26 protein-coding genes, 1 tRNA gene and 2 pseudogenes are annotated in these 25,148 nt (G+C 72.1%); 17 read left to right on the top strand and 12 right to left on the bottom strand.

Annotated features, from left to right (window positions below; genetic code table 11):
• Positions 1–25: 25 nt before the first annotated feature.
• Both ASD19_RS13760 and ASD19_RS13755 read left to right on the top strand, forming a co-directional pair.
• Positions 26–967, top strand: coding sequence for a DMT family transporter (locus tag ASD19_RS13760; protein ID WP_230667824.1), 942 nt, complete (start codon positions 26–28; stop codon positions 965–967).
• The gene (locus tag ASD19_RS13755) at positions 967–1,452 is read left to right on the top strand and encodes a GNAT family N-acetyltransferase (RefSeq protein ID WP_055993840.1); all 486 of its coding nucleotides are present in this window, start codon (positions 967–969) and stop codon (positions 1,450–1,452) included. The genes ASD19_RS13760 and ASD19_RS13755 overlap by 1 nt, the downstream gene beginning before the upstream one ends.
• Before the next feature lie 25 nt (positions 1,453–1,477).
• Here ASD19_RS13755 and ASD19_RS13750 read toward each other — a convergent pair whose 3' ends face one another.
• Positions 1,478–2,299 carry a LacI family DNA-binding transcriptional regulator gene (locus ASD19_RS13750; RefSeq protein ID WP_156377217.1) on the bottom strand — a complete coding sequence of 274 codons (822 nt, stop codon included), beginning with the start codon at positions 2,297–2,299 and terminating at the stop codon, positions 1,478–1,480.
• Between the two features lie 131 nt (positions 2,300–2,430).
• Between ASD19_RS13750 and ASD19_RS15040 the strand changes: the two are divergent.
• From ASD19_RS15040 to ASD19_RS14915, 3 genes and pseudogenes are all read left to right on the top strand, one after another.
• Positions 2,431–2,916 (top strand): annotated as a pseudogene (locus ASD19_RS15040) (extracellular solute-binding protein); the annotation flags it as partial.
• Positions 2,864–3,169, top strand: a pseudogene (locus tag ASD19_RS15035) (hypothetical protein); the annotation flags it as partial. The pseudogenes ASD19_RS15040 and ASD19_RS15035, both read left to right, overlap by 53 nt.
• A gap of 27 nt (positions 3,170–3,196) precedes the next feature.
• Positions 3,197–3,322, top strand: a complete 126-nt coding sequence (locus ASD19_RS14915) for a hypothetical protein (protein WP_268777932.1) — start codon at positions 3,197–3,199, stop codon at positions 3,320–3,322.
• Positions 3,323–3,389: 67 nt separating this feature from the next.
• On the opposite strand, the gene ispD is transcribed toward ASD19_RS14915, so the two are convergent.
• Together ispD and ASD19_RS13735 are read right to left on the bottom strand one after the other, a co-directional pair.
• On the bottom strand, positions 3,390–4,589 hold the full coding sequence (gene ispD, locus ASD19_RS13740) for a 2-C-methyl-D-erythritol 4-phosphate cytidylyltransferase (RefSeq protein ID WP_055993830.1): 1,200 nt from the start codon (positions 4,587–4,589) through the stop codon (positions 3,390–3,392).
• Positions 4,590–4,648: 59 nt separating this feature from the next.
• A complete protein-coding gene (locus ASD19_RS13735) occupies positions 4,649–5,131 on the bottom strand; it encodes a CarD family transcriptional regulator (RefSeq protein WP_055993827.1) in 483 nt (160 codons plus the stop codon).
• A gap of 214 nt (positions 5,132–5,345) precedes the next feature.
• On the opposite strand from ASD19_RS13735, the gene ASD19_RS13730 reads away from it, so the two are divergent.
• Positions 5,346–5,870 (top strand): DNA modification methylase, encoded by a 525-nt coding sequence (locus tag ASD19_RS13730; RefSeq protein WP_200941126.1) that lies wholly within the window; start codon positions 5,346–5,348, stop codon positions 5,868–5,870.
• Between the two features lie 67 nt (positions 5,871–5,937).
• Here ASD19_RS13730 and ASD19_RS13725 read toward each other — a convergent pair whose 3' ends face one another.
• A complete protein-coding gene (locus ASD19_RS13725) occupies positions 5,938–6,621 on the bottom strand; it encodes a response regulator transcription factor (RefSeq protein ID WP_055993824.1) in 684 nt (227 codons plus the stop codon).
• Positions 6,621–7,823: a sensor histidine kinase gene (locus tag ASD19_RS13720; protein ID WP_134746042.1), complete on the bottom strand. Its 1,203-nt coding sequence runs from the start codon at positions 7,821–7,823 to the stop codon at positions 6,621–6,623. The genes ASD19_RS13725 and ASD19_RS13720 overlap by 1 nt, the downstream gene beginning before the upstream one ends.
• Positions 7,824–8,005: 182 nt before the next feature.
• On the opposite strand from ASD19_RS13720, the gene phoU reads away from it, so the two are divergent.
• Positions 8,006–8,677, top strand: coding sequence for a phosphate signaling complex protein PhoU (gene phoU / locus ASD19_RS13715; RefSeq protein WP_055993821.1), 672 nt, complete (start codon positions 8,006–8,008; stop codon positions 8,675–8,677).
• Positions 8,678–8,743: 66 nt separating this feature from the next.
• Here phoU and ASD19_RS13710 read toward each other — a convergent pair whose 3' ends face one another.
• Entirely contained in the window at positions 8,744–9,490 is a 747-nt protein-coding gene (locus tag ASD19_RS13710) for a phosphoglyceromutase (protein WP_055993818.1), read from the bottom strand.
• Positions 9,491–9,522: 32 nt separating this feature from the next.
• Here ASD19_RS13710 and ASD19_RS13705 point away from each other — a divergent pair, with 32 nt between their 5' ends.
• Entirely contained in the window at positions 9,523–10,356 is an 834-nt protein-coding gene (locus ASD19_RS13705) for a class I SAM-dependent methyltransferase (protein WP_055993816.1), read from the top strand.
• Positions 10,357–10,385: 29 nt separating this feature from the next.
• On the opposite strand, the gene ASD19_RS13700 is transcribed toward ASD19_RS13705, so the two are convergent.
• The 4 genes from ASD19_RS13700 to ASD19_RS13685 form a co-directional block, all read right to left on the bottom strand.
• Complete coding sequence (locus ASD19_RS13700) at positions 10,386–11,492, bottom strand: FUSC family protein (RefSeq protein ID WP_055993813.1); 1,107 nt, start codon at positions 11,490–11,492, stop codon at positions 10,386–10,388.
• 13 nt (positions 11,493–11,505) lie between these two features.
• On the bottom strand, positions 11,506–12,651 hold the full coding sequence (gene ygfZ, locus ASD19_RS13695) for a CAF17-like 4Fe-4S cluster assembly/insertion protein YgfZ (protein ID WP_055993810.1): 1,146 nt from the start codon (positions 12,649–12,651) through the stop codon (positions 11,506–11,508).
• Positions 12,651–13,256: an FABP family protein gene (locus ASD19_RS13690; protein ID WP_055993807.1), complete on the bottom strand. Its 606-nt coding sequence runs from the start codon at positions 13,254–13,256 to the stop codon at positions 12,651–12,653. Before ASD19_RS13690 ends, ygfZ begins: the two co-directional genes overlap by 1 nt.
• A gap of 187 nt (positions 13,257–13,443) precedes the next feature.
• On the bottom strand, positions 13,444–13,737 hold the full coding sequence (locus tag ASD19_RS13685) for a hypothetical protein (protein ID WP_055993804.1): 294 nt from the start codon (positions 13,735–13,737) through the stop codon (positions 13,444–13,446).
• A 188-nt stretch (positions 13,738–13,925) separates the two neighbouring features.
• Between ASD19_RS13685 and ASD19_RS13680 the strand changes: the two genes are divergently transcribed.
• From ASD19_RS13680 to pstB, 7 genes are all read left to right on the top strand, one after another.
• Entirely contained in the window at positions 13,926–14,618 is a 693-nt protein-coding gene (locus ASD19_RS13680) for a response regulator transcription factor (protein ID WP_055993801.1), read from the top strand.
• A gap of 47 nt (positions 14,619–14,665) precedes the next feature.
• A complete protein-coding gene (locus ASD19_RS13675) occupies positions 14,666–16,840 on the top strand; it encodes an RNA degradosome polyphosphate kinase (protein ID WP_055993798.1) in 2,175 nt (724 codons plus the stop codon).
• Positions 16,837–17,775 carry an NUDIX hydrolase gene (locus ASD19_RS13670; protein ID WP_055993795.1) on the top strand — a complete coding sequence of 313 codons (939 nt, stop codon included), beginning with the start codon at positions 16,837–16,839 and terminating at the stop codon, positions 17,773–17,775. Before ASD19_RS13675 ends, ASD19_RS13670 begins: the two co-directional genes overlap by 4 nt.
• A 179-nt stretch (positions 17,776–17,954) precedes the next feature.
• Positions 17,955–19,064 carry a phosphate ABC transporter substrate-binding protein PstS gene (gene pstS, locus ASD19_RS13665; RefSeq protein ID WP_055993792.1) on the top strand — a complete coding sequence of 370 codons (1,110 nt, stop codon included), beginning with the start codon at positions 17,955–17,957 and terminating at the stop codon, positions 19,062–19,064.
• Between the two features lie 138 nt (positions 19,065–19,202).
• The gene (gene pstC / locus ASD19_RS13660; protein WP_082543202.1) at positions 19,203–20,207 is read left to right on the top strand and encodes a phosphate ABC transporter permease subunit PstC; all 1,005 of its coding nucleotides are present in this window, start codon (positions 19,203–19,205) and stop codon (positions 20,205–20,207) included.
• Positions 20,207–21,292, top strand: coding sequence for a phosphate ABC transporter permease PstA (gene pstA / locus ASD19_RS13655; protein ID WP_055993789.1), 1,086 nt, complete (start codon positions 20,207–20,209; stop codon positions 21,290–21,292). Before pstC ends, pstA begins: the two co-directional genes overlap by 1 nt.
• A 43-nt stretch (positions 21,293–21,335) precedes the next feature.
• On the top strand, positions 21,336–22,115 hold the full coding sequence (pstB, locus tag ASD19_RS13650; protein ID WP_055993786.1) for a phosphate ABC transporter ATP-binding protein PstB: 780 nt from the start codon (positions 21,336–21,338) through the stop codon (positions 22,113–22,115).
• Positions 22,116–22,174: 59 nt separating this feature from the next.
• On the opposite strand, the gene ASD19_RS13645 is transcribed toward pstB, so the two are convergent.
• Both ASD19_RS13645 and ASD19_RS13640 read right to left on the bottom strand, forming a co-directional pair.
• A complete protein-coding gene (locus ASD19_RS13645; protein WP_055993783.1) occupies positions 22,175–23,071 on the bottom strand; it encodes an aminodeoxychorismate lyase in 897 nt (298 codons plus the stop codon).
• 633 nt (positions 23,072–23,704) lie between these two features.
• Complete coding sequence (locus ASD19_RS13640; protein ID WP_055993780.1) at positions 23,705–24,334, bottom strand: hypothetical protein; 630 nt, start codon at positions 24,332–24,334, stop codon at positions 23,705–23,707.
• A 72-nt stretch (positions 24,335–24,406) separates the two neighbouring features.
• Between ASD19_RS13640 and ASD19_RS13635 the strand changes: the two genes are divergently transcribed.
• Both ASD19_RS13635 and ASD19_RS13630 read left to right on the top strand, forming a co-directional pair.
• Positions 24,407–24,479 (top strand) — tRNA-Lys (locus ASD19_RS13635).
• A 1-nt stretch (position 24,480) separates the two neighbouring features.
• Positions 24,481–25,146: a DNA alkylation repair protein gene (locus ASD19_RS13630; RefSeq protein WP_268777931.1), complete on the top strand. Its 666-nt coding sequence runs from the start codon at positions 24,481–24,483 to the stop codon at positions 25,144–25,146.
• Positions 25,147–25,148 lie beyond the last annotated feature (2 nt).

Genomic DNA, 25,148 nt, shown 5'->3' with positions numbered 1-25,148 from the left:
TCTCACATGGGACAGAATCGAGAGCGTGCCCTCCCCCGCATCCGGACCCGCCGTGATCGCCGTGCTCGTGGCGGCCCTGCTGTTCGGCACCACGGGCACCGCGCAGGCCCTCGGCCCGGACGACACCACCCCCTTCTCGGTCGGGGTGATGCGCCTCCTGATCGGCGGCACGGCGCTCGCGCTCGTCACCGCGATCGCGGCGCGACGCCGCCGTGCGCGCCGGCCGGATGCGCCCCGTCCCCGGCTGACCCCGGGGGCCGTGGCGCTCATGGCCGCCACCGCCGTGTCGCTGTTCGTGTACCAGCCGCTGTTCTTCCTTGGCACGTCACTCAACGGCGTCGCCGTCAGCACGGTCATCGCCCTGGGATCGGCACCCGTCCTCGCGGGCCTGCTCGAGTGGGCGCTGACCCGCAAGGCGCCGGGCCTGCTGTGGGGCTCCGCCACGGCGCTGTCGACGCTCGGCGTCGCCCTCCTCGGCTTCGGGGGCAGCGCGGGGGGCTCCGCGGACGCGGTCGGCATCGCCGCGGCGCTCGGGGCGGGCGCGTCGTTCGCCGTGATCGCCGTCGCGCAGCGCCGGCTGCTCGACGCCGGATGGCATCCGCTCACGGTGGTCGGAGGGATGGGCGGCGGCTCCGCCGCGATCGCGCTGGTCGCGCTGCCGTTCACGGATGTCGCCTGGCTGACGGATCCCGCCGGCGCGGGCATGGCGCTGTGGCTCGGCCTCGCCACCATCGCGGCGGCCTACGCCCTGTTCACGTCGGGCCTGGGCGGGCTGAAGGCGGCGACCGCCGCGACGCTCACCCTGGCCGAGCCGCTGACCGCGAGCATCCTGGGCGTCGTGGTGCTTGCCGAACGCCTCGCCCCGCTCTCGGTGCTCGGACTGGTGGTGCTGGGCGCCGGGCTGGCGCTGCTGGCGTGGGGCTCGCGCGCACCGCGCGATCCCGAGCCGTTCGCGGTGGAGGGCTGATGTCCGCCGGCATCGAGATCCGGATCGACGACCTGTCGGGCGAGCCGACGCGCGCGCTGATCGCGCACCACCACGCGCAGATGCACGCCAACACGCCGGCCGAGAGCGTCCACGCCCTGGATCTCGATGCCCTGTGCTCCCCGGACGTCACGGTCTGGAGCGCGTGGATCGACGAGCGGATCGCCGGCATCGCCGCCCTCAAGCGCCTGCGGGACGCGCACGGCGCGCCGTCGGACCGCGGCGAGCTCAAGTCGTTCCGCACGGCCGACGCGTTCCTCGGACGCGGCGTGGCCCGGGCGCTCCTGCGCCACATCGTGGCGGAGGCGCGCGCCGGCGGCCTGTCCTCGCTGTGGCTCGAGACCGGCAGCGACGACGGGTTCATCCCCGCGCGCCGCCTGTACGCGGCGGAGGGCTTCGTGGAGTGCGGTCCGTTCGACGGCTACGCCGAGGACCCGCTGTCCACATTCATGACGCGCACGCTCTGACGCGCGACTCGTCCGGACGGGCCGCTCAGGCGGGGACGCGCGTGGAGTCGCGCACGCGCAGCTCCGGCACGAGCGCCACATGCTGCACGCCGCCCGCCTCCGAGCCGCGCGCGACCCGGTTCGCCAGAAGCGCGAACGCCCGGCGTCCGACCTGCTCCTTCTGCGGGGCCACGGCCGTGAGCGCCGGCTGGGCCAGCTCCGCGCTGATGTCGTCGTAGCAGACCACCGACAGCCGGTCGGGGACGCGGCGCCCGAAGGCCTCGAGGCGCCCGAGCAGCCGCATCGCGAGCTGGTCGTTGAGGATCAGGAGGCCGGTGGCGCCGCGCTCGATCAGCGACGCGACCTCGGCGTCGAGGGCGGACAGGTCGGCGAGGTTCTCGTACGCCTCCCCCACCGACTCCACGCCGCAGTGCGCGATCGCGTCGCGGTAGCCGTCGGCGACGAGGGGCGTGTTCGGGCCCTTCACCGCGACCAGCGCGATCCGCGTGTGCCCGAGCTCGACCAGGTGGCGCACCGCGTTCGCGGCCCCGACGCCGTGCGCGGAGCACACTCCGTCGAACTGCGACGCGCGGCCGCCCGGGCGGACCGGGCGCTCGACCAGCACGATCGGAAGCGGGATGGACTCGAGCCACTCCTGCGTCTCGTCGCTGAGCTCGCCCGTGTCGAAGTCGGGGGTCGGGGCGATCATCAGACCGTCCGCGCCGCGCGCGACCAGCCCCTCGACCAGTCGGCGCTCGACGCGCAGGTCGTACGCCGAGACACCGAGCGTCAGGCGCGTGCCGGCCTCGGCGGCCGCGGCCCGGATCCCGTCGATGACCGCGCCGAAGTAGTACTCGGCGTGCGGCATCACGAGACCGTACGTGCCGCCGGGGCGGCGATCCGCCGCACGCTGCTCCACGCGCGAGACGCCGCCGTGCGAGCGGCGCGCGCGCCCCTCGGACGCAGTTCGCCGGCTCGACCTGGTCGGTGCCGCTCGACATGGGCGTGCTGTCCTTCTTCTGCCGCGCCGACCTGTTCGAGCAGTACGGCGTCGAGGTCCCCACCACGTGGGACGAGTACGTCGCCGCCGCGGAGGCCGTCAAGGCCGCCGACCCGAACGTCCGCATCGGCGCGACCACGCTGGGCGACCCGGCCCTGTACGCCGCGCTTGCGTGGCAGCACGGCGCCACCTGGGCCTCGGTCGAGGGCGACGCTTGGAAGATCGACATCGACAGCGCCGAGACCGCCGAGAGAAGCACACCGAGCGCGACGCCGCCGATGCCGCGCAGGTGCTCCGCGAACGCGCTGCGGATCACGGGCGTCGCCGACCGCATCGCGGTGTACGCCGACGGGCGCCTGGTCGGCGCGGGCGCCGGCACCGAGCTCTCCGTGGACCTGCCCGAGATCCCGGCCGGCTCCGCCGTGCGCATCGATCTGGTCGTGGACTCGCTCGGCCGCGTCAACTACGGACCGATGGTCGGCGAGCGCAAGGGCATCACCGGCCAGGTCATGCACGAGCGCCAGCTGGTTCACGGCTTCACGAGCCGGACCGCGCGCCTGGACGACCTGCACGCACTCGCGCCATGGGAGGACGAGGACACCGCCGCGCTCGACGCGGTCGCGCCGCTCGCGTTCAGGCTCCTTCGCCGCGCAGCGCCGCGGCGACGCGCGCCTCGCGATCGACGGCGTCGACCGGGGCGTCACGTTCGTGAACGGCTTCTGCCTGGGGCGGTTCGACATCGCCGGACCGCAGACGAGCCTGTACGTGCCGTGGCCCATCGTGGCCGAGGGCGACAACGCCGTCACGGTGTCGTTCGAGCCGCGCTCGGCCGAGGCGCCCGCCCCCGCGGCGCGCCTGGTGCAGGGCACGGGCTTCGAGCCGCGCGCCTGACGCGCTCACGCGAGAGGGGCGTCGGACCATCCGGTCCGGCGCCCGTCTCGCGTTCCCGGGTTCGGTGTCAGGCGGGCTGGATGAGCGCCACCGCGAAGGCCTGCACGCCCTCCCCCGCGCCCGTGAAGCCGAGCCCGTCGGTCGTCGTCGCCGAGAGCGAGACGGGGGCGCCTCCGAGAGCAGCCGACAGCGCCGCCTCGGCCTCCGCGCGCCGCGGCGCCAGCTTGGGTCGGTTCGACTGGATCTGGACGGCCACGTTGGCGATGGACCATCCGGCCTCCCCCAGCAGCGCGCGGGTGCGGGCGAGGAACGCGTCGGCGTGGGCGCCCGCGAACTCGGGGCGGGACGTGCCGAAGTGCGTGCCGATGTCGCCCAGCCCGGCGGCCGACAGCAGCGCGTCGACGATCGCGTGCGCGACGGCGTCGCCGTCCGAGTGGCCCGACAGCGCCGGCTCCCCCGGCCACTCGAGGCCGGCGAGCCACAGCGCACCCTCGCCTCCGAACGCGTGGACGTCCGTGCCGACGCCGACGCGCGGGCCGGAGGGACGCGGGCCCAGCCCGGTCTCGACGGGTGCGACGGGCGCGGCGATCGCGCGGGCGCGGTCGAGATCCGCGGGGGTCGTGATCTTGAACCCGTGCGCGTCGCCGTCGACGATCGCGACGCGATGCCCCGCCGCGGCTACCAGCGCCGCGTCGTCCGTGTACTCCTGCGAGGCCACCGCATAGGCGGTCTCGAGCACGTCGCGCCGGAAGCCCTGCGGGGTCTGGGCGGCCGCCAGCTGCGCCCGGTCGACGGCCTCGACGATGCGGTCGCCGTCCACGCGCTTGATCGTGTCGACCACCGGCAGCGCCGGCACCACGCCCCATCCGGTGCGGTCGACCGCGTCGATCACGCGCGCGAACACCTCGGGGGGCGTCAGGGCCCGCGCGGCGTCGTGGATCAGCACGACCTCGACAGACGGCCACAGCGCGTGCAGACCGGCCGCCACGGAGGCCTGGCGGGTCGTGCCGCCCGTGACGACAGACACCAGCTCGGACCGGTCGCCTGCGGCCTCGCGGGCGTCGGTGAGCGCCTCGCCCTCGCGCCCCGCGGGCGCGACCACGACGACCTGGGCCGCCGGTGCGGCGAACACGCACCGCAGCGCGTGGCGCAGGATGGTGTGCTCGTCGAGGCCGACGAACGCCTTGGGGACGTCCAGCCCGAGGCGGGTGCCGGAGCCGCCGGCGACGACGACGACCGCGATCCGCGGCGTGGGAGTGAGAGTCACGCTCCAACGCTAACGGGCGCCGCCTCCCGAGGGGAGCGGCGCCCGTTGAGCGTGTGGGATTACGAGGCGAGGACTTCGTCGAGAACCGACGCGGCCTTCTCCTCATCGGTCTTCTCCGCGAGCGCGAGCTCGGAGATCAGGATCTGACGGGCCTTCGCGAGCATGCGCTTCTCGCCCGCCGACAGACCGCGGTCCTGGTCGCGGCGCCACAGGTCGCGCACGACCTCGCTGACCTTGATCACGTCACCCGAGGCGAGCTTCTCCAGATTCGCCTTGTAGCGGCGCGACCAGTTGGTCGGCTCCTCGGTGAAGGGGGCGCGCAGGACCTCGAAGACCTTGTCGAGCCCGTCCTGGCCGATGACGTCGCGAACGCCGACCAGGTCGACGTTCTCCGCAGGCACCTCGATCACGAGATCGCCCTGGGTGACGTTCAGCTTGAGGTAGACCTTCTCCTCGCCCTTGATGACGCGGGTCTTGACTTCGGTGATCGTGGCCGCACCGTGGTGGGGGTAGACGACCGTCTCGCCAACCTCGAAAAGCATAGAATTGTGTCCTTTCGGCGACTTCAAGGATACCACAGTCGGCCATGCACTAAGGTTCGCCGACCCTTATCGGCCGCAGCGACACGCCGTTTCCCGCCAGTCCGCCGCGCCTCCTCCGCCGCCGGGGACCCGGGCATCGGGCGCACGCGCGCGACCCCCTAGAATGGCACGCAGGGCCCGCAGCTCGGCGGGGTCCGCTCGACCTGGAGGTTCCGTGAACTCCCGCATCCTCGCGTCCCTCGCCCTCGGCGTCATCGCACTGGGCACCACCGGCTGCGCATCGATGACGCATCAGGCCACGACGATCGTGTACTCGGCCTCGGACGGCGTGAACGTCGAGGAGCGCGAGGGCGCCGCGATCGAGGTCCGCAACGCGGTCATCGTCGCCGACGACCACGGCACGGACGGCAATCTCGTCGCCGCGCTGGTGAACACGACCGACACGTCCGCGACGCTCAACATCGAGTTCGACGGCGGCACCGCGACGGTCCGCGTCCCTGCTGGCGAGGTCGTCAGCCTCGGCGCCGGCACCGAGGAGCCCCTGCTGCTCGAGGGCATCGACACCAAGCCGGGCGCCACGCTCCCCGTGTACTTCCAGTCGGGCGACGCCGAGGGCGTCCTGACCGAGGTGCCCGTCCTCGACGGCTGCCTCGAGCACTTCGCCGACCTCGTGCCGGGCGGCGATCACAGCGATTGCTCGCACCTCGAGCACGCCGAGGGCGAAGAGGGCGGCCACTGACCGCCGCTCCCCCGGACATGCGGAAAGGCCGCGAGGATCTCGGATCCTCGCGGCCTTTCCCGTTCCCTCATCCCTCGAAGCGGTAGCCGAGGCCGCGGACCGTGACGAGCATGACGGGCTCGCTCGGCACCTGCTCGATGCGCGAGCGGATCCGCTTGATGTGCACGTCGAGCGTCTTGGTGTCGCCGAAGTAGTCGCTGCCCCACACCCGGTCGATCAGCTGGCCGCGCGTGAGCACCCGGCCGGCGTTGCGCATCAGCACCTCGAGCAGCTCGAACTCCTTGAGCGGCATGTTGATCTGCTGGCCGTCGACGGCGACCGTGTGGCGGTCGACGTCGAGCGTGACCCGCCCGCCCTCCAGGACGCGCTCGTCCAGCTCGGCCTCCGCGTCGGCCGTGCGGCGCAGGACCGCCCGCATGCGCGCCAGCAGCTCGCGGGCCGAGTAGGGCTTGGTGACGTAGTCGTCCGCACCCAGCTCCAGGCCCACGACGATGTCGACCTCGGAGTCCTTCGCCGTGAGCATGATGATCGGCACGTTGGAGGTGGTCCGCACCTGGCGGCACACCTCCGTGCCGGGCATGCCGGGCAGCATCAGGTCGAGCAGCAGAAGATCGGCGCCGCGCTCGCGGTACGCGGCGAGCGCTGCCGGACCGTCCTCCGCGGTCTCGACCTCGTAGCCCTCGCGACGGAGCAGGTAGGCGAGGGGTTCGGCGAGGTCGGGCTCGTCCTCGACCAGGAGCACACGCGCCATCAGCGGCCTTTCTTCGCGACGGCGCCGACGACGGGGGTCGCGGGCTTCCGCCTTCTGTTCTTGTCGGGTGATTCGATGACCGGCGCCTCGCTGAGCGGGAGGCGCACGGTGAAGGTGGATCCGCGGCCGGGCTGCGACCAGAGGCGGACCTCGCCGCCGTGCCGCGACACGGCGTGCTTGACGATCGACAGCCCCAGGCCCGAGCCGCCGGTGCGGCGCGAGCGGGCTTGGTCGGCCCGGTAGAAGCGCTCGAACACGCGGTGCTGGTCGGCCTCCGCGATGCCGATGCCCTGGTCGGTGACGGCGATCTCGACCACGTCGCCCACCGCGCGCACCCCCACGCCCACGCGGGATCCGCCGGGCGAGTACGCGATCGCGTTGGCGATGAGGTTGCCGATCGCCTCCTTCAGGATCTGCGCGTCGCCGCGGACGTAGAGGCCCCGGTCGCCGCCCCGCACGAGCTCGACGTCCGCCGATCCGGCCTGCACGACGTGGGCCTCGACCGCGGCGGTCACGACCTCGTCGATCGCGACGTCGCCGACCTCGGTCAGCTCGTCGGCGGCCTGCAGGCGCGAGAGGTTCATGATGCGCCCCGTCAGCCGGCCGAGGCGGTCCGCCTCGGCCGAGAGGCGCGCCGTGAACGACCGCACCTGGGCGGCGTCGTCCGCGGCCAGCTCGATCGCCTCGGCGAGCAGCGAGATGGCGCCCACGGGCGTCTTGAGCTCGTGGCTCGTGTTGGCGATGAAGTCGTGACGCATCTGCTCGAGCCGCTCCTGCTCGGACAGGTCGCGCACGATCAGGAGCGTGTGGCGCTCGCCGATCCGGCTCGCGCGGGCCGACACGAGCCGCGTGTCCGAGGCCAGCCGGCCCCTGGTGAGGCGCAGGTTCTCGGTCTGCGTGCCGCCGGAGCGCGCGGACTTCACGAGCTCGCGCAGGCCGGGGTTCTCGAGCGGGGCGCCCGGCTCGATCCCCAGCCACGGCGCCGACGGCGACGTGGCGACGACCTGCCCCGACGCGTCGACGACCGCTGCGGCGTCGTCCATGGCGTCCAGCACGGACGTGACGCCCTCGGGCATCCTGCCGTCCGCGAGCCGTGCCGCACGCTCGCGCGCGCGCAGGGCCGCGAAGACGATGAGGCACGCCCCTGCGCCGATGACCGCCCCCGAGATCAGGGCGAGCAGCGCGAGCTGCGTCGTGTCCATGCCTCAAGAGTAAAGTCATGGCGAACACCGTTCCGGACGGATCCCGCTCACGATGCGGGCCATCGCCGGACTGTTCACCGTTGCGGCACCGGTCGTTCACCTACGCTGAGGACAATCTCATCAAAGCGTGCTCAGCCGCGGCCCCCGCGTGCCGCCGCCTCGCGACACACGAAAGGTCCCCGATGCGCGAAGTCTTCCATCAGTCACTCGAGGACGTGCAGGCGCGCCTCGTCGAGATCGCGGAGCTGGTCACGATCGCGATCGACAAGGCCACCCGCTCGTTCGCCACCAGCGACGTCTCCCTCGCCGAGGAGGTCATCGCCGACGACCGCCTGATCGACGAGCTGGCCCTGGCCCTCGACGAGCACGCGATCGAGATCCTCGCGATGCAGCAGCCGGTCGCCCGCGACCTGCGCATCGTCGTCACCGCGCTGCGCGTCAGCGCGTCACTCGAGCGCATGGGCGACCTCGCCGAGCACATCGCCCAGCTGGCGCGCACGCGCTACCCCGAGCGCGCCATCCCCAAGGGCTTCAAGGGCACCTTCACGCGCATGGGCGAGCTCGACGTGCAGATCGCCCGCACGCTCACGGAGCTGCTTCGCACGTTCGACCTGACGCTCGCGGACCAGATCCGCAACAGCGACGACGACGTGGACGAGCTGCACGCGAGCGTGTTCGAGAAGGTGCTCAGCGACACGTGGCAGGGCGAGGCCGGCGCGACCGTCGACGCGACCCTCGCGAGCCGCTACCACGAGCGCTTCGCCGACCACGCGGTCTCGATCGCCAAGAAGGTCATCTACCTCAGCACGGGCGACTGGAGCGGCGCGGAGCACCCCGCGCACCCCGCCGCCTGAGCGGCCCCCGAACGCGGAAGCCCCGCCCGGATCATCCGGGCGGGGCTTCTTGTCTCCGTGCGCGCGTCAGGCCTTCTTGCCCTGCGACGCCACGGCGGCGGCGCCCGCGGCGGCGGCCTCGGGGTCGAGGTAGCGGCTCGGGCCGGTCGGCTTCATGTCGTCGTCGAGCTCGTACACGAGCGGGATGCCGGTCGGGATGTTGAGGGCCGCGATGTCGTCGTCGCTGATGCCGTCGAGGTGCTTCACGAGGCCGCGCAGCGAGTTGCCGTGGGCGACGACGATGACCGTCTTGCCGGCCTGGAGGTCGGGGACGATCTCGTTCTCCCAGTAGGGCAGCATCCGGTCGATCACGATCTTGAGCGACTCGGTGCCGGGGATCTCGCCGTCGATGCCGACGTAGCGGGGGTCGTTCGTCTGGGCGTACTCGTCCTCCGGGTCGATCACGGGCGGCGGCACGTCGAACGAGCGGCGCCACTCCATGAACTTCTCCTCGCCGAACTGCTCGAGAGTCTGGGCCTTGTCCTTGCCCTGCAGCGCGCCGTAGTGGCGCTCGTTGAGGCGCCACGAGCGCTTCACCGGGATCCACAGCCGGTCGGCGTGGTCGAGCGCGATGTTCGCGGTCTGGATAGCGCGGCTGAGCACGGACGTGTGCACCACGTCGGGGAGCAAGCCCTGCTCCTTGAGCAGCTCGCCGCCGCGCTTGGCCTCGGCCTGGCCGAGTTCGGTCAGCCGGACGTCGACCCATCCGGTGAAGAGGTTGAGCTCGTTCCACTCGCTCTGGCCGTGTCGCAGCAGGATCAGGGTATGTGCCATGCGCCCCATGCTATCGGCGGCAGAATCGATGCATGACCCCGCGCCCGCCCGCCGCCCCCGAGGGACGCCCGACGCGCGGCACGACGGGCACCAACCGGCTGCGTCGCGTGGACCGCTGGATCGCTCACCTGGCGGAGTTCCGCCGCGCGCCCGACCCGCTCGTGGTCGACCTCGGCTACGGCGCGAACGGCGTGACGACCCTCGAGCTCGAGGCGCGGCTGCGTCGCGTGCGGGGCGACGTCGACGTGCACGGCCTGGAGATCGACCCCGAGCGCGTGGCGCGCGCCTCGGAGCAGCTCGAGGCGACGCGGCGGGGCGCGACCGTCTTCTCGCCGGATGCGCGGGTGTCGTTCGCGCGCGGCGGCTTCGAGGTGCCCCTGCCGGACGGCCGCCGTCCGGCGGTGATCCGCGCCTTCAACGTGCTGCGGCAGTACGAGGAGCGGGACGTGCCGGGGGCGTGGGAGCGGATGACCGCGCGCCTCGCGCCGGGCGGCGTGCTCGTCGAGGGGACCTGCGACGAGATCGGCCGACTGTGCAGCTGGATCGACGTGGACGCGGGGGGCGCCCCCGTGCGCTTCACGATCTCGCTCCGGCTCGCGGAGCTCGAGCGCCCCGGGGTCGTCGCCGAGCGCCTGCCGAAGGCCCTCATCCACCGCAACGTGCCGGGCGAGCGCATCCACGACCTGCTCGTCGCGCTGGACCGCGAGTGGGAGCGCGCCGCCGCGCTCGCGCCGTTCGGCCCCACACAGCGCTGGATGGCCGCCGTGGCCGCGCTGCGCGCCTCCGGCGTCCCGGTCCTCGGCGGGCGCTCGCGCTGGCGCCTGGGCGAGCTCACCGTCCCGTGGGACGTGGTGCGCCCGGGCTGACCCTGTGCCCAGTCGAGGGGGCGCGGGGATCAGATGCGCGGGATGGCGGCGCGGGCCTCGCCGGGCGGCAGGCCCGTCGCGACGAGGAGGTCGACGACGAGGGGACGCATCGCCGAGACCAGCGCCTGCTCGCCGAGACCGGCCCCCGGAAGCATCGCGGCGGGGTCCAGGCGACGGGCGATCGACAGGAGCGCCTCGCGGGCGATGGGCTCCTGCGAGATGTCGTCGATCGAGGCCGCCACGAGCGTCGCCGCCCGCGCCACCTCCCCCATCGCCTCGGCCGGCACCGGCAGCGGGCGGCCGTCGTCCGTGACGTACACGATGCGGCGGCCGACCACCCGCAGGTTACGCATCGCGAGATCCATGGCCTGCAGGATGCGAGCGTGCCGCTCCAGCTCGGCGCGCCGGCCGCGCAGGAACGGCGAGATGCGGGAGATCGCGCGGCCCGACTCCAGCGACGTCCGCCACGCGTCCAGCGGAGCCTGGAGCGCACGGGCCTTCTCGAGGCCCCGCTCGGCCCGCAGCCGGTCGCCGCGGCGCAGCGCCGACACGAGCCGCGCGGCGGCGGCGTCGAAGCCCGCGAAGAAGGCGCGCGCGTCGCGCAGCACGGCCGTCACGGGATTGCGCGGAAGCAGCGCCGTCACGGCGATCGCCATGACGCCGCCGAAGGCCCCGTCGGCCAGCCGCGCGAACGGCACGGGACCGAGCGGCAGGATCATCGCGATCGCCGCCTGGATGGCCGCCGCGATGGCGAACTGGGGCGAGGCGGACAGGAAGCGCGCGACGAGCATCGTGACGGCGAGCGTCACGGCCAGCTGCCACCAGCCGGACCCGACCACGAGGCGCAGCGCCTCGGAGATCAGGATGCCCGTCAGCATGCCGATCACGGTCTCGAGCACGCGCCCGGGCCGCGCGTCGCGCGCGAGCCCGAGGCTCGAGATCGACACGGTGGCCGCCAGCATGGGCGCCTCGTGGCCGAGCACCAGATGCGCGAGCAGGAACGCGGCGGTCGCCGCGAGCACGATCTGCGCGATCGCGATCCACGACTCCCGCAGCCGGGCCAGGCCGGGCTTCGGGGAGAACCGGCTGCGCCAGGTGACCGGGATGGCCTGCGTGATCGGCTGCGAGTCGGACATCCGGTGCGGCGTCTTACTCGGCGGGAGCGGGCTTCGCGGGATCCTGCGCGAGCGGGCGCCGCGACAGCCGGGTCAGGCGGGGCACGGCGGCCGTCGCGCCGGCGTCGGCCGGCACGATGACCTCCTGCGCGGCGGCGATGCGCGCGCCGTCCGAGCGGATCTCGAGCACGGCGTCGCCCGGAACGCGACGCGCCAGCACGGCCAGCGCGACGGGCCCCAGCTCGTGGTGCAGGGCGCTGCTGGTCACGTGGCCCACCTCGGAGGGCTCGCCCTCGCCGCCCGCCATCAGCACGGCGGTGCCGGGCTCGGGCAGCACGCTGTCGCTCCCGTCGAGGTGCAGCAGCGTGAGCCGGCGCGGCGGGTGGCCGAGGTTGTGCACCTTGGCGACGGTCTCCTGCCCGCGGTAGCAGCCCTTGTTCAGGTGCACCGCGCTGCGCAGCCAGTCGAACTCGTGCGGGATCGCGCGCTCGTCCACCTCGCGGCTCCAGCGCGGGCGCCACGCCTCGATCCGGAGGGCCTCTGCGGCCAGCAGCCCCGCGAGCTCCGCGTCGGCGAGCTGCGGGAGCGCGGTGCGCTCCACGATCGCCTCGATCCAGACGTATCCGGCCGCGGGATGGGAGGCGGGGGCGGCGTACTGCCATCCGCCCGCGGCGACCTCGCGCCAGGGGTCGCCCCACACCAGCGGGAGCTCGTGCGGGCGGTGCGCCACGAGCGCGACGCGCTTCTCGGCGTCGCCGAGCTCCATGAAGCCGAGTACCGCGAGGTCGTCGCGCAACCGCACCTCGACCTGCGCGCCGAAGCGCATCATCGTGAGCCACCGGGCGAGACCCGCGGCGTCGCCGGCGTCGGCGATCAGCCAGGTCGAGGCGCCGTCGTCCAGCACGCCCGCGGCGTGCTCGACGCGCCCCTGCGGGTCGAGCACGAGCAGCTCGGTGCTGTGCCCGGGCGCCAGGCCCGCGAGCGCCTGCGACGTGATCGAGTCGAGCCACGTCAGCCGTTCCGGGCCGGAGACCTCGATGACCGCGCGGTCGTCGCGCGGGACGATCGCGTCGCCCGAGGCCAGGCGGCGCTGCTCGCGCATCGGGTCGCCGAAGTGGGCGATGCCGTCGTCCGAGAGGACGGCGCCGGCACGGTCCGCGAAGAACGGCCGCTCGGTCATCACGAGACCTTCGCGAGGCGGGCCGACGCGTGCGAGCCGAGCTCGCGGCCGAGCGCCGCGATGTCCCAGGCCCACAGCAGGTGCCCCTCGACGAGGCCGTACATGCGGGTCGCGGCCGCGTAGTGCCGGGCGCTCGCCGTGCGGACGACCGCGTCGGTCGCGAGGTCGATGCGCGGGCCGCGGACCTGGCCGAGGTAGAGCTCGCTCACGCCGTCGGAGTGGACGAGCGACACCTCCAGGTCGAAGCCGCCCTCGGCATTGCGGAGCAGCTCGACGTCCTCGGCCGTGCGCGGCACGCCGGTCTCGAGCGGCGGCAGCAGCCCCGGACCGGGCTCGGCGCCGGTCGACGGACGCGCCACGCGCCAGAACCCGACCTCGGAGTTCAGCGCGCGCGAGGGCGTGCCGTCGGAGGCGGCGAGGAACGCCGTGGCGGAGTAGTTCAGGTAGGGACCGCCGTCATGGCTGAAGCTCACGCGATGCGAGAACTCGCCCTCGTAGTGGACGTCGCCGAGGTCGTAGTCGATGACACCGGTGCCCTCCCACACGCCGATGAGCCACGAGAGCGGCGCCAGGTCGGCGGGGAGGTCGGTCGGCAGCTCGATCATGCCGCCGTCCCTCAGCGCTGGCCGCGGAAGAGGTTCCAGACCACGGTGCCGGAGATGAAGGCGATCGCCAGGCTGGCGAGGCCCAGCAGCCCGACGAAGAAGAGTTCGAGCGCGACGAGATCCATGCCCAGAAGTCTAGACCCGGCCTGGCGCGCCGGCCGCGCCGGCTCCTTCGACGTCGAGCGAGCTACAGCGAGCTGCCGAGCGCGACGAGCGTGAAGATCAGGGCGAGGAAGCCCAGGATGCCGAGCGCTCCGATGACCGAGACGCCGACCCGGAAGATGAAGCCCTCCGAGCGGCCGTCGATCAGCTGCGCCGCGAAGGCGACGATCATGCAGACGCCGCCCGTGATGGCGACCCACGGCAGGCGGGCGTCCAGCGGCACGAGCACGCTCACGAGGATGGCCGCCACGAGCGCGAACGCCCACGTGGCCGCGGCGCCCGCGTAGCGGCGGACCGGGGTCATGTCGGGGGTCGTCACCCGTCCATTGTCCAAGACGGGGCCCCGATCCCGAAACCGCTCCCATGCCGGCCGCCCGGGGCCCCGCCCGAGCGGCGTCCCGGGGGCGGCCGAGGTCCGGGCACGTCCTATGATGGGTCCACGATGCGGAAGTCCCCACCGCATCGATCCCAGGGTGCGGCCCCCAGTCCGCATCGAAAGGACGTCGCTTGGCACAGCTTCTCGTCTTGAGCTCCGCCCCCGGCGGAGGCGCCGTCCTGCCCGCGCTCGAGCTGCTCAGCCACCGCGTGCGGCAGATCCCGGCCGAGCCCGCCTCGCTGGTGAACGCCCCGAGCGCCGACGTCATCTTCGTGGATGCGCGCACCGATCTCGTGGGCGCGAAGTCGCTCTGCAAGATCCTGAACACGACGGGCCTGGATGCGCCGCTCGTCCTCGTGGTGACCGAGGGCGGCCTGACCGCCGTCTCGACCGACTGGGGCATCGACGACGTCATCCTCGTCACGGCCGGCCCGGCCGAGGTCGACGCCCGCGTGCGGCTCGCGATCGGCCGCCAGAGCGCCGAGCAGCCGAGCAGCCGGATCCAGACGTCCGGCATCACGATCGACGAGTCGTCATACTCGGCGAAGGTGCACGGCAAGCCGCTCGACCTCACGTACAAGGAGTTCCAGCTGCTGCACTTCTTCGCGACGCACCCCTCGCGGGTGTTCACGCGCGAGCAGCTGCTGAGCGAGGTCTGGGGCTACGACTACTTCGGCGGCACCCGCACGGTCGACGTGCACGTGCGTCGCCTGCGCGCCAAGCTCGGCGACCTCGAGCAGCTGATCGGCACGGTCCGCAACGTGGGCTACCGCTTCAACGTGTACGAGGACGACCAGCTGCCCAGCGCGAGCCCGAGGTCCTGATCCCGCCGTTCACACACGCGTCACGCGACGGTGGCAGGATGGGCCGCATGATCGACACCGCCATCGTGGACACCGGGATCGGCGACGCCGAGGACGACGACTTCGACGCCGCCGTCGAGGCCCCCGACGCGCAGCTTCCCGAGAACCGCTACCTCGACCGCGAGCTGAGCTGGCTGGCGTTCAACCAGCGCGTGCTCGAGCTGGCCGAGGACCCGACCCTCCCGGTCCTGGAGCGGGCGAACTTTCTGGCGATCTTCGCGAGCAACCTCGACGAGTTCTTCATGGTCCGGGTGGCGGGCCTCAAGCGCCGCATCGTCACGGGCCTGGCGGTGCCCACCAACGTCGGCCGGTCGCCGGGCGAAGTCCTCGCGGGCATCTCGGCCGAGGCGCACGCGCTGCAGCTGCGGCACGCGGCGGTCTGGAACGACGACGTCCGGCCCGCGCTGGCGAAGGCCGCGATCGAGGTCGTCGGCTGGGGCGACCTGGGCGACGACGAGCGCTCCGCCCTGTACGACTACTTCCAGGCGAAGGTCTTCCCGGTGCTCATGCCGCTCGCGGTCGACCCGGCGCATCCCTTCCCCTACATCTCGGGCCTGTCGCTGAACCTGGCGATCCGCATCCGGAACGCCCGCACGGGCCGGCAGGAGTTCGCGCGCCTCAAGGTGCCGCCCATGCTGCCCCGGCTGATCGAGGTGCCCACGGCCGGCCCGAGCGCGCGGTACATTCCGCTCGAGGAGCTCATCGCCCAGCACCTGGACGACCTGTTCCCCGGCATGGAGGTGCTCGACCACCACGCGTTCCGCCTGACGCGCAACGAGGACATGGTGATCGAGGAGGACGAGACCGAGAACCTCATCCAGGCGCTCGAGGCCGAGCTGCTGCGGCGCCGCTTCGGCCCGCCGATCCGCCTCGAGGTCACCGAGGACATGGACGACCTCACTCTCGACCTGCTGCTCAAGGAGCTCGACATCACGGAGCAGGAGGTCTACCGCCTGCCCGGGCCGCTCGACCTGCGGGCCCTGTTCGAGCTGACGAGGATCGACCGCCCCGAGCTGCACTACCCGCCGCACGTCCCCACGACCGCGGTCGCGTTCCAGTCGGCCGAGCAGTCGAGCGACGCGCGCGCCGACCTGTTCGCGGCCATCCGCAAGGGCGACGTGCTCGTGCACCACCCGTACGAGTCCTTCGCGACCAGCGTGCAGGCGTTCCTGGAGCAGGCCGCGCGGGATCCGCACGTGCTCGCCATCAAGCAGACGCTGTACCGAACGTCGGGCGACAGCCCGATCGTGCAGGCGCTGATCGACGCGGCCGAGGCCGGCAAGCAGGTGCTCGCCCTCGTCGAGGTCAAGGCCCGCTTCGACGAGGCGAACAACATCGTGTGGGCGCGCAAGCTCGAGAAGGCGGGCGTGCACGTCGTCTACGGCCTGGTCGGCCTCAAGACCCACTGCAAGCTCGCGCTCGTGATCCGCGAGGAGAAGGGCGAGCTGCGCCACTACAGCCACGTCGGCACGGGCAACTACAACCCCAAGACCAGCCGCCTGTACGAGGACTTCGGCCTGTTCACGACCGACGCGCAGGTCGGCCGCGACCTCACGCGCCTGTTCAACGAGCTGAGCGGCTACGCGATCGAGAAGAAGTTCAAGCGCCTGCTCGTCGCTCCCCTGCACCTGCGCAAGGGCCTGCTGCGGCTGATCGACCGCGAGCGCCGCAACGCGCTCGAGGGCAAGCCCGCGTACGTGCGGATCAAGGTCAACTCGATGGTCGACGAGCAGATCATCGACGCGCTGTACCGCGCGAGCATCGCGGGCGTGAAGGTCGACGTGTGGGTGCGCGGCATCTGCTCGCTGCGCACCGATCTGCCCGGCGTGAGCGACAACATCACGGTGCGCTCGATCCTCGGCCGCTACCTCGAGCACTCGCGCATCTTCGCGTTCGCGAACGACGGGGTCCCCGACGTCTACATCGGCAGCGCCGACATGATGCACCGCAACCTCGACCGCCGCGTCGAGGCGCTCGTGCGCGTCACGACGCCGCGTCACATCACGGAGCTGCTGGGCCTGTTCGACCAGGCCATGGACGACGGCACCAGCTCGTGGCACCTCGGGCCCGAGGGCGTGTGGACCCGGCACAGCGTCGGCGAGGACGGCAAGCCGCTCGCCGACCTGCAGGATCGCCGGATGAGCACCGTCCGCCGCCGCCGTCAGGCCCGCGTCTCGCGATGAGCGGCCTGGCGGTCTACGCCGCGGGCGGCGTGGTCTGGCGCCTCGTCGACGGCAAGCTGCGGGTCCTGCTGATCCACCGCACGAAGTACCGCGACATCACGCTGCCCAAGGGGAAGGTCGATCCCGGCGAGATGCTCGCCGAGACCGCGGTGCGCGAGATCCACGAGGAGACCGGCATCCGCACGGTGCTCGGCCCGCCGCTCGGCGTCTCCCACTACAAGCTGCCGAGCGGACGCGAGAAGATCGTGCACTACTGGTCGGCCGAGGCGACCGAGGCGGCGATCCGGGAGAGCTCTTTCGTGCCGAACGACGAGATCGCCGCCATCGAATGGGTGGGTCTCAAGAAGGCGCACGCACGGCTGAGCTACCCGGTCGACATCGAGATCCTCGAGCACTTCGAGCGTCTCGTCGACGACGGCGTGCTGCACACCTTCCCGGTCGTCGCGCTGCGGCACGGCAAGGCCGTGCCGCGGGACGAGTGGGACGGGCGTGACGCGCTGCGACCCCTGCTTCCCCGCGGCAAGGAGCAGGCGAAGGCGATCGTCGGAGGGCTGCGCGCGTTCGGCGTGCGCCGCATCGTCTCCAGCGACGCGGTGCGCTGCGTCAAGACGGTGGTCCCGCTCTCGAAGGCCATCGGCCGCCGGATCGACGAGACCGAGCTGATCAGCCAGGACGCGTGGGAGGACGGGGCCGCCGACGTGCGCCAGGTCGTGGGCCGGCGCATCCGCTCCGGCAAGCCCGCGGTCCTGTGCAGCCACGGCCCGGTGCTGCCGGAGATCCTGACCGAGTTGGCGCTTGCGACCGGCACCATGCGGGGCTCCTACCTGGCCGACGCGGCCGCCCTGGAGTTCGGCGCCTTCAGCGTCGTGCACGTCTCCGCCACGAACCCCGGATCCGGGATCGTCGCGATCGAGACCCACGCGCCCAAGATCTGACCCGGCGCCCTCCCCCGGGAATTCGCTGTGGGATCGGGCTTCTCCGCGGGATCGACGCGCGTCGTTCACCTTCCGTTCACCAGTGCACCGCACGCTCTTCACTGCCCCCTCGTACGGTCACCACGTGCCCTGCGACCCGGCGGGGACGTCCCTGAATCCCTGATCGAAACGGATACACAGTGAAGATCGCTCGTTTCACCAGCATCGCCGCGTTCGGCGCCGTCACCGCGCTGGCCCTCGCGGGCTGCGCGGCCAACGAGGCCCCCGCCGGCGGCGAGAGCGGCGCTCCGGAGGAGACCGCCTCGACCCTCAGCGGCACCATCAACGCGACCGGCGCCTCGTCGCAGGGCTCGGCCCAGGAGGCATGGGTCGCCGCGTTCCAGACCGCCAACCCCGACGTCACCGTCAACTACGAGCCCACCGGCTCGGGCACCGGACGCGAGAACTTCATCGCCGGCGCCTCGGACTTCATCGGCTCGGACCGCGCGTTCGACGACGAGGAGGTCGCCGCGGGCGGCTTCGGCGCCTGCGCCACTGACGACATCGTCGAGCTCCCGCTCTACATCGCCCCGGTCGCCGTGGCCTACAACCTCGAGGGCGTCGACTCGCTGAACCTGGACGCCGCGACCATCGCCGGCATGTTCGCGGGCAAGATCACCAACTGGAACGACCCGGCCATCGCCGCGCTGAACGAGGGCGTCGAGCTGCCCGACCTGGCCATCACGCCGGTCCACCGCTCGGACGACTCGGGCACCACCGAGACCTTCACGACCTACCTCGAGGCGACCGCCCCCGACGTGTGGGAGTGGGAGGCCGACGGCGTGTGGCCGATCGAGGGCGGCGAGGCCGCTCAGGGCACCTCGGGTGTCGTGGCCGCCGCCAAGGCCGGCAACGGCGCGATCGTGTACGCGGACGCGTCGCAGATCGACACGCTGACGGCCGCCAAGGTCGAGGTCGGCGGCGAGTTCATCGAGTACTCGCCCGAGGCCGCCGCCGCGCTGGTCGAGAGCTCGCCGCTGGTCGAGGGCCGCGGCGCCGCCGACCTGGTGTTCGACGTCGACCCGGCTGCCGCCGCCGACGGCGCGTACCCGATCGCCCTGGTCAGCTACCTGATCGCGTGCGAGCAGTACGAGGACACCGAGAAGGCCGGCCTCGTGAAGGCGTACTTCGAGTTCATGGCGTCGGAGGAGGGCCAGCAGGTCGCCGCCGAGGCCGCCGGCGCCGCCCCGATCTCGGAGGGTCTGCGTGAGCAGGCGCTCGCCGCGATCGACATGATCCAGGTCGGCTGACCGATCACTCGCTGAAAGCAGTCGGTGCCCCCGCGCATTCCCATGTGGGATCCTCTTCGAGGATGCGCGGGGGCACCGAACTGCGTGAACCCCCGTCCCGTCACCGGATCCGACTGAGCGTCTGAGGAGCCAGCCCGCATGACCACGACAACGCCGCAGCCCGAGGCGACCGCCCGCGGCACCGGGCAGCCCCCGAAGCCGGCCGCTCAGGCCGCCCGTCCGGCGAAGCCGGTGCAGCGCCCGGGCGACCGCATCTTCTCCGGCACCGCGCTCGGAGCCGGCATCGTCATCCTCGTCGTGCTCGCGGCCGTCGCGACGTTCCTGATCCTGCAGTCGCTCCCCGCGTTCAAGCCCGACACGAGCACGAACCACATCCTCCAGGGCCGGTCCTTCTGGGACTACGTCTGGCCGCTGGTGTTCGGCACCGTGTGGGCGTCGGCCATCGCGCTGCTGATCGCCTCTCCGGTCGCGATCGGCATCGCGCTGTTCATCTCGCACTACGCGCCCCGGCGTCTCGCCGCGGGCCTCGGCTACATCATCGACCTGCTCGCGGCCGTGCCGTCGGTGGTCTTCGGCCTCTGGGGCGGTCTCACCTTCGCCCCGATGCTGCAGCCGTTCTACGTGTGGCTCAACGAGACGCTCGCCTGGATCCCCCTCTTCGGCGGCCAGGTGTCGGCGACGGGCCGCACCATCATGACCGCCTCGCTCGTGCTCGCCGTCATGATCCTGCCGATCATGACCGCCATCTGCCGCGAGGTGTTCATCCAGACCCCGAAGCTGCACGAGGAGGCCGCGCTGGCGCTGGGCGCCACGCGCTGGGAGGTCATCCAGATGGCGGTCCTGCCGTTCGCGCGCGGCGGCATGGTGTCCGCGGCGATGCTGGCCCTCGGCCGCGCGCTCGGCGAGACCATGGCGGTGACCATGGTGCTGTCGGTCTCGGGCGTCGTGACGTTCGAGCTGCTGACCTCGACCAACCCGACCCCGATCCCCGCGAACATCGCGCTGTCGTTCCCCGAGGCGCACGACGAGGGCGTCAACACCCTGATCGCGACCGGTCTGATCCTGTTCATCGTGACCTTCGCGGTCAACTTCGTGGCGCGCTGGATCGTCGCCCGCCGCGCCGAGTTCTCTGGAGCGAACTGATGGCCACCATCGCCGCCCCCGCGCGACCGACCGTGTCGCTGACCGCCGGCAAGCTGCCCGCCTGGGCCCCGTGGGGCCTGCTCGCCTTCTCGATGTTCATCTCGTTCGTGATCGTCGGGGTCGCGAGCGCCGGCGGCGACCTGGCCGACTTCAACATCGCGGGCGCCGTCGCGCTCGGCATGCTGATCTACCTCATCGCGATCACGGTGCTCTCGAGCATCGCCGAGAGCGGCCGCCACGCGGTCGACCGCCTCATGACCGCGCTCGTCGCGAGCGCGTTCGTGCTCGCCCTGCTGCCGCTCATCTCGCTGCTGTTCACGGTGCTGGTCGCGGGCCTGCAGCGCTTCGACCTCGAGTTCTTCAGCTACTCGATGCGCAACGTCGTGGGCGAGGGCGGCGGCGCCGTGCACGCGATCTGGGGCACGCTCCTGATCACGCTCGCGGCCACGGTGATCTCGGTGCCGATCGGTCTGATGACCTCGATCTACCTCGTCGAGTACGGCCGCGGCCGCATCGCCAAGGCCATCACGTTCCTCGTCGACGTCATGACGGGCATCCCGTCGATCGTCGCGGGTCTGTTCATCTACTCGGTGTTCGCGCTCCTGATCGGGCCCGGCACCTCGATGGGCATCATGGGCTCGCTCGCGCTGGCCGTGCTGATGATCCCGGTCGTCGTGCGAGGCAGCGAGGAGCTGCTGCGGATCGTGCCGAACGAGCTGCGCGAGGCGTCCTACGCCCTGGGCGTGCCGAAGTGGGCGACGATCGTGAAGGTCGTGCTGCCCACGTCGATCGCCGGCATCACCACGAGCGTCATGCTCGCGATCGCCCGCGTCATCGGCGAGACCGCGCCGCTGCTGCTCACGGCCGGCTTCACGCAGAGCCTGAACACCAACCTGTTCAACGACAACATGATGACCCTGCCGGTGTTCGCCTACAACTCGTACATGCAGCAGGGCACGAACCCCGACGCCTCGGTCGCCCGCGCCTGGGCCGCCGCGCTGACCCTCATCCTCATCGTCATGGTGCTCAACCTCGGCGCGCGCCTGATCGCCAAGATCTTCGCGCCCAAGATGACCGGCCGCTGACGCCCTCGACCCGACCTCCCGCTTCCCGAAGAAAGAGACCCAGGTGTCCAAGAGCATCGAAGTCAACGACCTCAACGTCTACTACGGCGACTTCCTCGCCGTGGAGGGCGTCTCCATCGACATCCAGCCCCGGACGGTCACCGCGTTCATCGGCCCGTCGGGCTGCGGCAAGTCCACGTTCCTGCGCACGCTCAACCGCATGCACGAGGTCATCCCCGGCGCCCGTGTCGAGGGCGAGGTGCTGCTCGACGGCGAGAACCTGTACGGCAACGGCGTGGACCCCGTGCTGGTGCGCCGCCAGGTGGGCATGGTGTTCCAGCGCCCGAACCCGTTCCCGACCATGTCGATCCGCGAGAACGTGCTGGCCGGCGTGACGCTCAACAACAAGCGCATCTCGAAGAGCGACGCCGACGACCTGGTCGAGAAGTCGCTGCGCGGCGCCAACCTGTGGAACGAGGTCAAGGACCGCCTCGACCGCCCGGGCTCGGGCCTGTCGGGCGGCCAGCAGCAGCGCCTGTGCATCGCGCGCACGATCGCGGTGTCGCCGCAGGTCATCCTGATGGACGAGCCGTGCTCGGCCCTCGACCCGATCTCGACGTTCGCGATCGAGGAGCTCATCTCCGAGCTCAAGAACGACTACACGGTCGTGATCGTGACGCACAACATGCAGCAGGCGTCGCGCGTGAGCGACAAGACCGCGTTCTTCAACATCGCGGGCACGGGCAAGCCCGGCAAGCTCATCGAGTACGACGACACGACGAAGATCTTCACGACGCCGTCGGTGCAGGCGACCGAGGACTACGTCTCGGGCCGCTTCGGCTGAGCCCCACGCCTCGACGCACGATGGCCCCTCCTTCGGGAGGGGCCATCGTCGTCCTCGGATCAGTCGCGCGGGCTGAGCAGGTACGCGTTCATCGCTGCCGTGAGCTCGCGGTCGACGGGCAGCTCGCGGCCGTCGAGGAGCGTGACGGGCGCCGCCAGCCGCACGCTCGAGACCAGCCACATCGCGTCGGCCGTCCCGAGGGCGGCGGCCGGCACGTGCTCGTAGCCGGTCGAGTGGCCGTTCTCCTCGAGCCAGTCGAAGACGCTCAGCTGCGTCGTGCCATGCAGGATGCCGCCGTTCGGCTCGGGCGTGATGAAGGTGTCGCCGCGGCGCAGGATGACGGACGCGGTGGGCGCCTCGAGCACGTAACCGTCGCTCGTGACGAAGATCGCGTCGTGCGCGTCGCGGCGGTGCGCCTCGCGCAGGGCCGCCATGTTGACGGCGTAGGACAGCGTCTTGGCGCCGAGCAGGAGCCAGGGCGCGCGCGTGGCGGCACCGCTGTCGAGGCCGCGGTCGAGCGTGACGACCTTGATGCCCTCGGTGCGGGCCACGCTCATGTCGGCCGCGGGCGCGGCGGTGACCCACGCGGTGGGACCCTCGAGGCCGGTCGCGACGCGCTCGACGCCGCGGCTGAGGATGAGCTTGATGGCGCTCTCCCCCGCGGGGCATTCGACCGCCGCCCGCTCGACCGCGGCTCGCCACTGCGCGAGGTTCGGGGCGGGCAGGTCGCACAGGCGCGCGGAGTGGGCGAGGCGCTCGAGGTGCGCCTGCACCTCCTGCGGGTGCCCGTCGACCACGCCGATGGTCTCGAAGATCCCGTCGCCGCGCTGGGTGCTCAGCTCGCCCACGCTCAGTGCCGGCGCGTCGGGGTCGATCACGGCGAGCGTGTCGGCGAAGTCGGTGCGGGGGTCGTCTGCGGGCACGGGCGCCACGATGAGGGCGAATCGCCAGGTCATGCCCCGAGCCTACGACCGCGCGCGCTCAACGACCGGCATCCACCCCTCGGTCGTTGAGCGGAGGCGACGAAGGAGCCGGAGTCGAAACGCGGCCGAACCATCCCGAACGGCCGGGTCGCTTCAGCACGTTTCGACTCCTCGCTGGCGCTCGTCGCTCAACGACCGGCTGGAACCTCGTCATCTACCGTCGTGCGAGCGAAGCGAGCGTGCCGCGGAGCGGCCAATCGCAGCGCGGAGCGCTGCCGAACGGAGCGTCAGCGACGTTCTCGCTCGCGAAGGGCCCCCGAAGGGGCGCCCGCACGCGTGCGACCGCTTCTGAAAAAGAACGTGCGAGCGAAGCGAGCGTGGAGCGAAGCGACTGCCGACCATCCCGACGACGGAAGATTCCGTCACCCGGATGGAGCGAAGCGACAGCCCTCGAACGAGAGTGCCCGCGCGAAGCGTGGGCGCGAGCGTTCGATCTCGTGGGAACCCGATCCGAAAAGAAAAATGCCGGACCGCAGAAACGCCTCTCGGCGCAAGGCCGCTCGCGGCGGCAGAAGTTGGAGCCCGGGGTTTGCTGCGGCCCGGCCATACGAGTCTAACGGAGCGCTCCGGGCGGGCATTCCCGAGTCCGGGACATCCACCGGATCCTCAGGTGAGGGCCTCTCGGTGCCACAGGCGGGCGGCGGCAGTGAGGTCGGTGGCGTAGGTCGCCAGGCGCAGGGCGCGGGTGGTGAGCTCGGTGGACCGGTGCGGCTCGGTGCGCTCGTAGTCGTCCGCCAGGTGCGTGGCGCCCGACGCCTGCACGCGGCAGAACGCGGCGGCCCGGTCGAGCGCGACCGCGAAGTCGCCCTGGAACGCGCCGCGCAGGATCGTGTCGATCAGCGCGACGAGCTCGCCGGGGCCGGCCGGGACCGGCGCGCCCGCGACGACGGCATCCGACGAGCGCAGCTCGGTGCGCCCGCGGTCGTAGAGCAGCGCGGCCGTGGCGGGGTCGTCGTGGATCGACAGCTGCAGCAGGTACAGCCGCCAGAGCGACCCGGGCAGGCTCTTGGCGGGCGAGTGCGACCACAGCTCGGCGATGTCGTCGATGCCGTGGCGCGACGTGAACCCGACCAGCCGGTCGACGGCGTCGGGGTCGCGCTCCTCGCGCACGCGCGACAGCAGCGCGGCCGCGGTGGAGTGCGCGGCGCGCGACACCTCCGCGGGGTCCTCCGCCGCGTACAGCCGGTCGAAGGTCTCCGACGGACGCCGCACGGGCTTGTGGAAGTCGTCGGTCATCGATCCAGGGTACGCCCGGGCCTCCGGCCGGAGCGCGGCCGGTCGCCCAGCCGCCCCGCGTAGAGTAGAGGCGGGCCTATAGCTCAGTTGGCAGAGCATCGGACTTTTAATCCGCGGGTCGTGGGTTCGAGCCCCACTGGGCCCACGTGTCTCCGATCGTCGCCGATGTCCTGGCCGAGCTCGCCGCGCTGGAGGATCCGCGCATGCGCGAGGTCAACGAGCGGCACGGTGACGACCACGGCGTGAACCTCACGAAGCTGCGCGCGGTCGCCAAGGGACTGAAGACCGATCACGACCTCGCGGCCGAGCTGTGGGCGACCGACGTGACGCCGGCCATGCTGGTGGCGCTGCTCATCTGTCGGCCGAAGGCGTTCAGGGCCGAGGAGATCGACCGGATGCTCCGCGAGGCACGCGCGCGCAAGGTGCAGGACTGGCTGATCAACTACGTCGCCAAGAAGAGCCCGCACGTCGAGCGGCTGCGCACGATGTGGCTGGGCGACGCCGACCCGGTCGTCGCGAGCGCCGGCTGGGCCCTCACGGCCGACACCGTGGTCAAGCGCCCCGACCAGGTGGACCTCGACGCGCTGCTCGACGAGATCGAGGCCGGCATGCGCGACGCGCACGAGCGCATCCAGTGGGAGATGAACACGACGCTCGCGATGATCGGCATCCACCACCCGGATCGCCGGGCGCGCGCGATCGACATCGGCGAGCGTCTCGAGGTGCTCAAGGACTACCCGACGCCGCCGAACTGCACCTCGCCCTACGCGCCCATCTGGATCGGCGAGATGGTGCGGCGGCAGGCGGGCTGACC

This window comes from Microbacterium sp. Root53 (assembly GCF_001426925.1).
Taxonomy (GTDB): Bacteria; Actinomycetota; Actinomycetes; order Actinomycetales; family Microbacteriaceae; genus Microbacterium.
Note: the sequence above shows the minus strand (reverse complement) of the source record. Positions and strands in the feature narration are given on the sequence as shown.

Coding starts and splice junctions, on each gene's coding strand:
- ASD19_RS13755 (WP_055993840.1), top strand. CDS start 967: ATGTCCGCCGGCATCGAGATCCGGATCGACGACCTGTCGGGCGAGCCG.
- ASD19_RS13750 (WP_156377217.1), bottom strand. CDS start 2,299: ATGCCGCACGCCGAGTACTACTTCGGCGCGGTCATCGACGGGATCCGG.
- ASD19_RS13735 (WP_055993827.1), bottom strand. CDS start 5,131: ATGCTTTTCGAGGTTGGCGAGACGGTCGTCTACCCCCACCACGGTGCG.
- ASD19_RS13725 (WP_055993824.1), bottom strand. CDS start 6,621: ATGGCGCGTGTGCTCCTGGTCGAGGACGAGCCCGACCTCGCCGAACCC.
- ASD19_RS13720 (WP_134746042.1), bottom strand. CDS start 7,823: ATGGACACGACGCAGCTCGCGCTGCTCGCCCTGATCTCGGGGGCGGTC.
- phoU (WP_055993821.1), top strand. CDS start 8,006: ATGCGCGAAGTCTTCCATCAGTCACTCGAGGACGTGCAGGCGCGCCTC.
- ASD19_RS13710 (WP_055993818.1), bottom strand. CDS start 9,490: ATGGCACATACCCTGATCCTGCTGCGACACGGCCAGAGCGAGTGGAAC.
- ASD19_RS13705 (WP_055993816.1), top strand. CDS start 9,523: ATGACCCCGCGCCCGCCCGCCGCCCCCGAGGGACGCCCGACGCGCGGC.
- ASD19_RS13700 (WP_055993813.1), bottom strand. CDS start 11,492: ATGTCCGACTCGCAGCCGATCACGCAGGCCATCCCGGTCACCTGGCGC.
- ygfZ (WP_055993810.1), bottom strand. CDS start 12,651: ATGACCGAGCGGCCGTTCTTCGCGGACCGTGCCGGCGCCGTCCTCTCG.
- ASD19_RS13690 (WP_055993807.1), bottom strand. CDS start 13,256: ATGATCGAGCTGCCGACCGACCTCCCCGCCGACCTGGCGCCGCTCTCG.
- ASD19_RS13675 (WP_055993798.1), top strand. CDS start 14,666: ATGATCGACACCGCCATCGTGGACACCGGGATCGGCGACGCCGAGGAC.
- ASD19_RS13670 (WP_055993795.1), top strand. CDS start 16,837: ATGAGCGGCCTGGCGGTCTACGCCGCGGGCGGCGTGGTCTGGCGCCTC.
- pstC (WP_082543202.1), top strand. CDS start 19,203: ATGACCACGACAACGCCGCAGCCCGAGGCGACCGCCCGCGGCACCGGG.
- pstA (WP_055993789.1), top strand. CDS start 20,207: ATGGCCACCATCGCCGCCCCCGCGCGACCGACCGTGTCGCTGACCGCC.
- ASD19_RS13645 (WP_055993783.1), bottom strand. CDS start 23,071: ATGACCTGGCGATTCGCCCTCATCGTGGCGCCCGTGCCCGCAGACGAC.
- ASD19_RS13640 (WP_055993780.1), bottom strand. CDS start 24,334: ATGACCGACGACTTCCACAAGCCCGTGCGGCGTCCGTCGGAGACCTTC.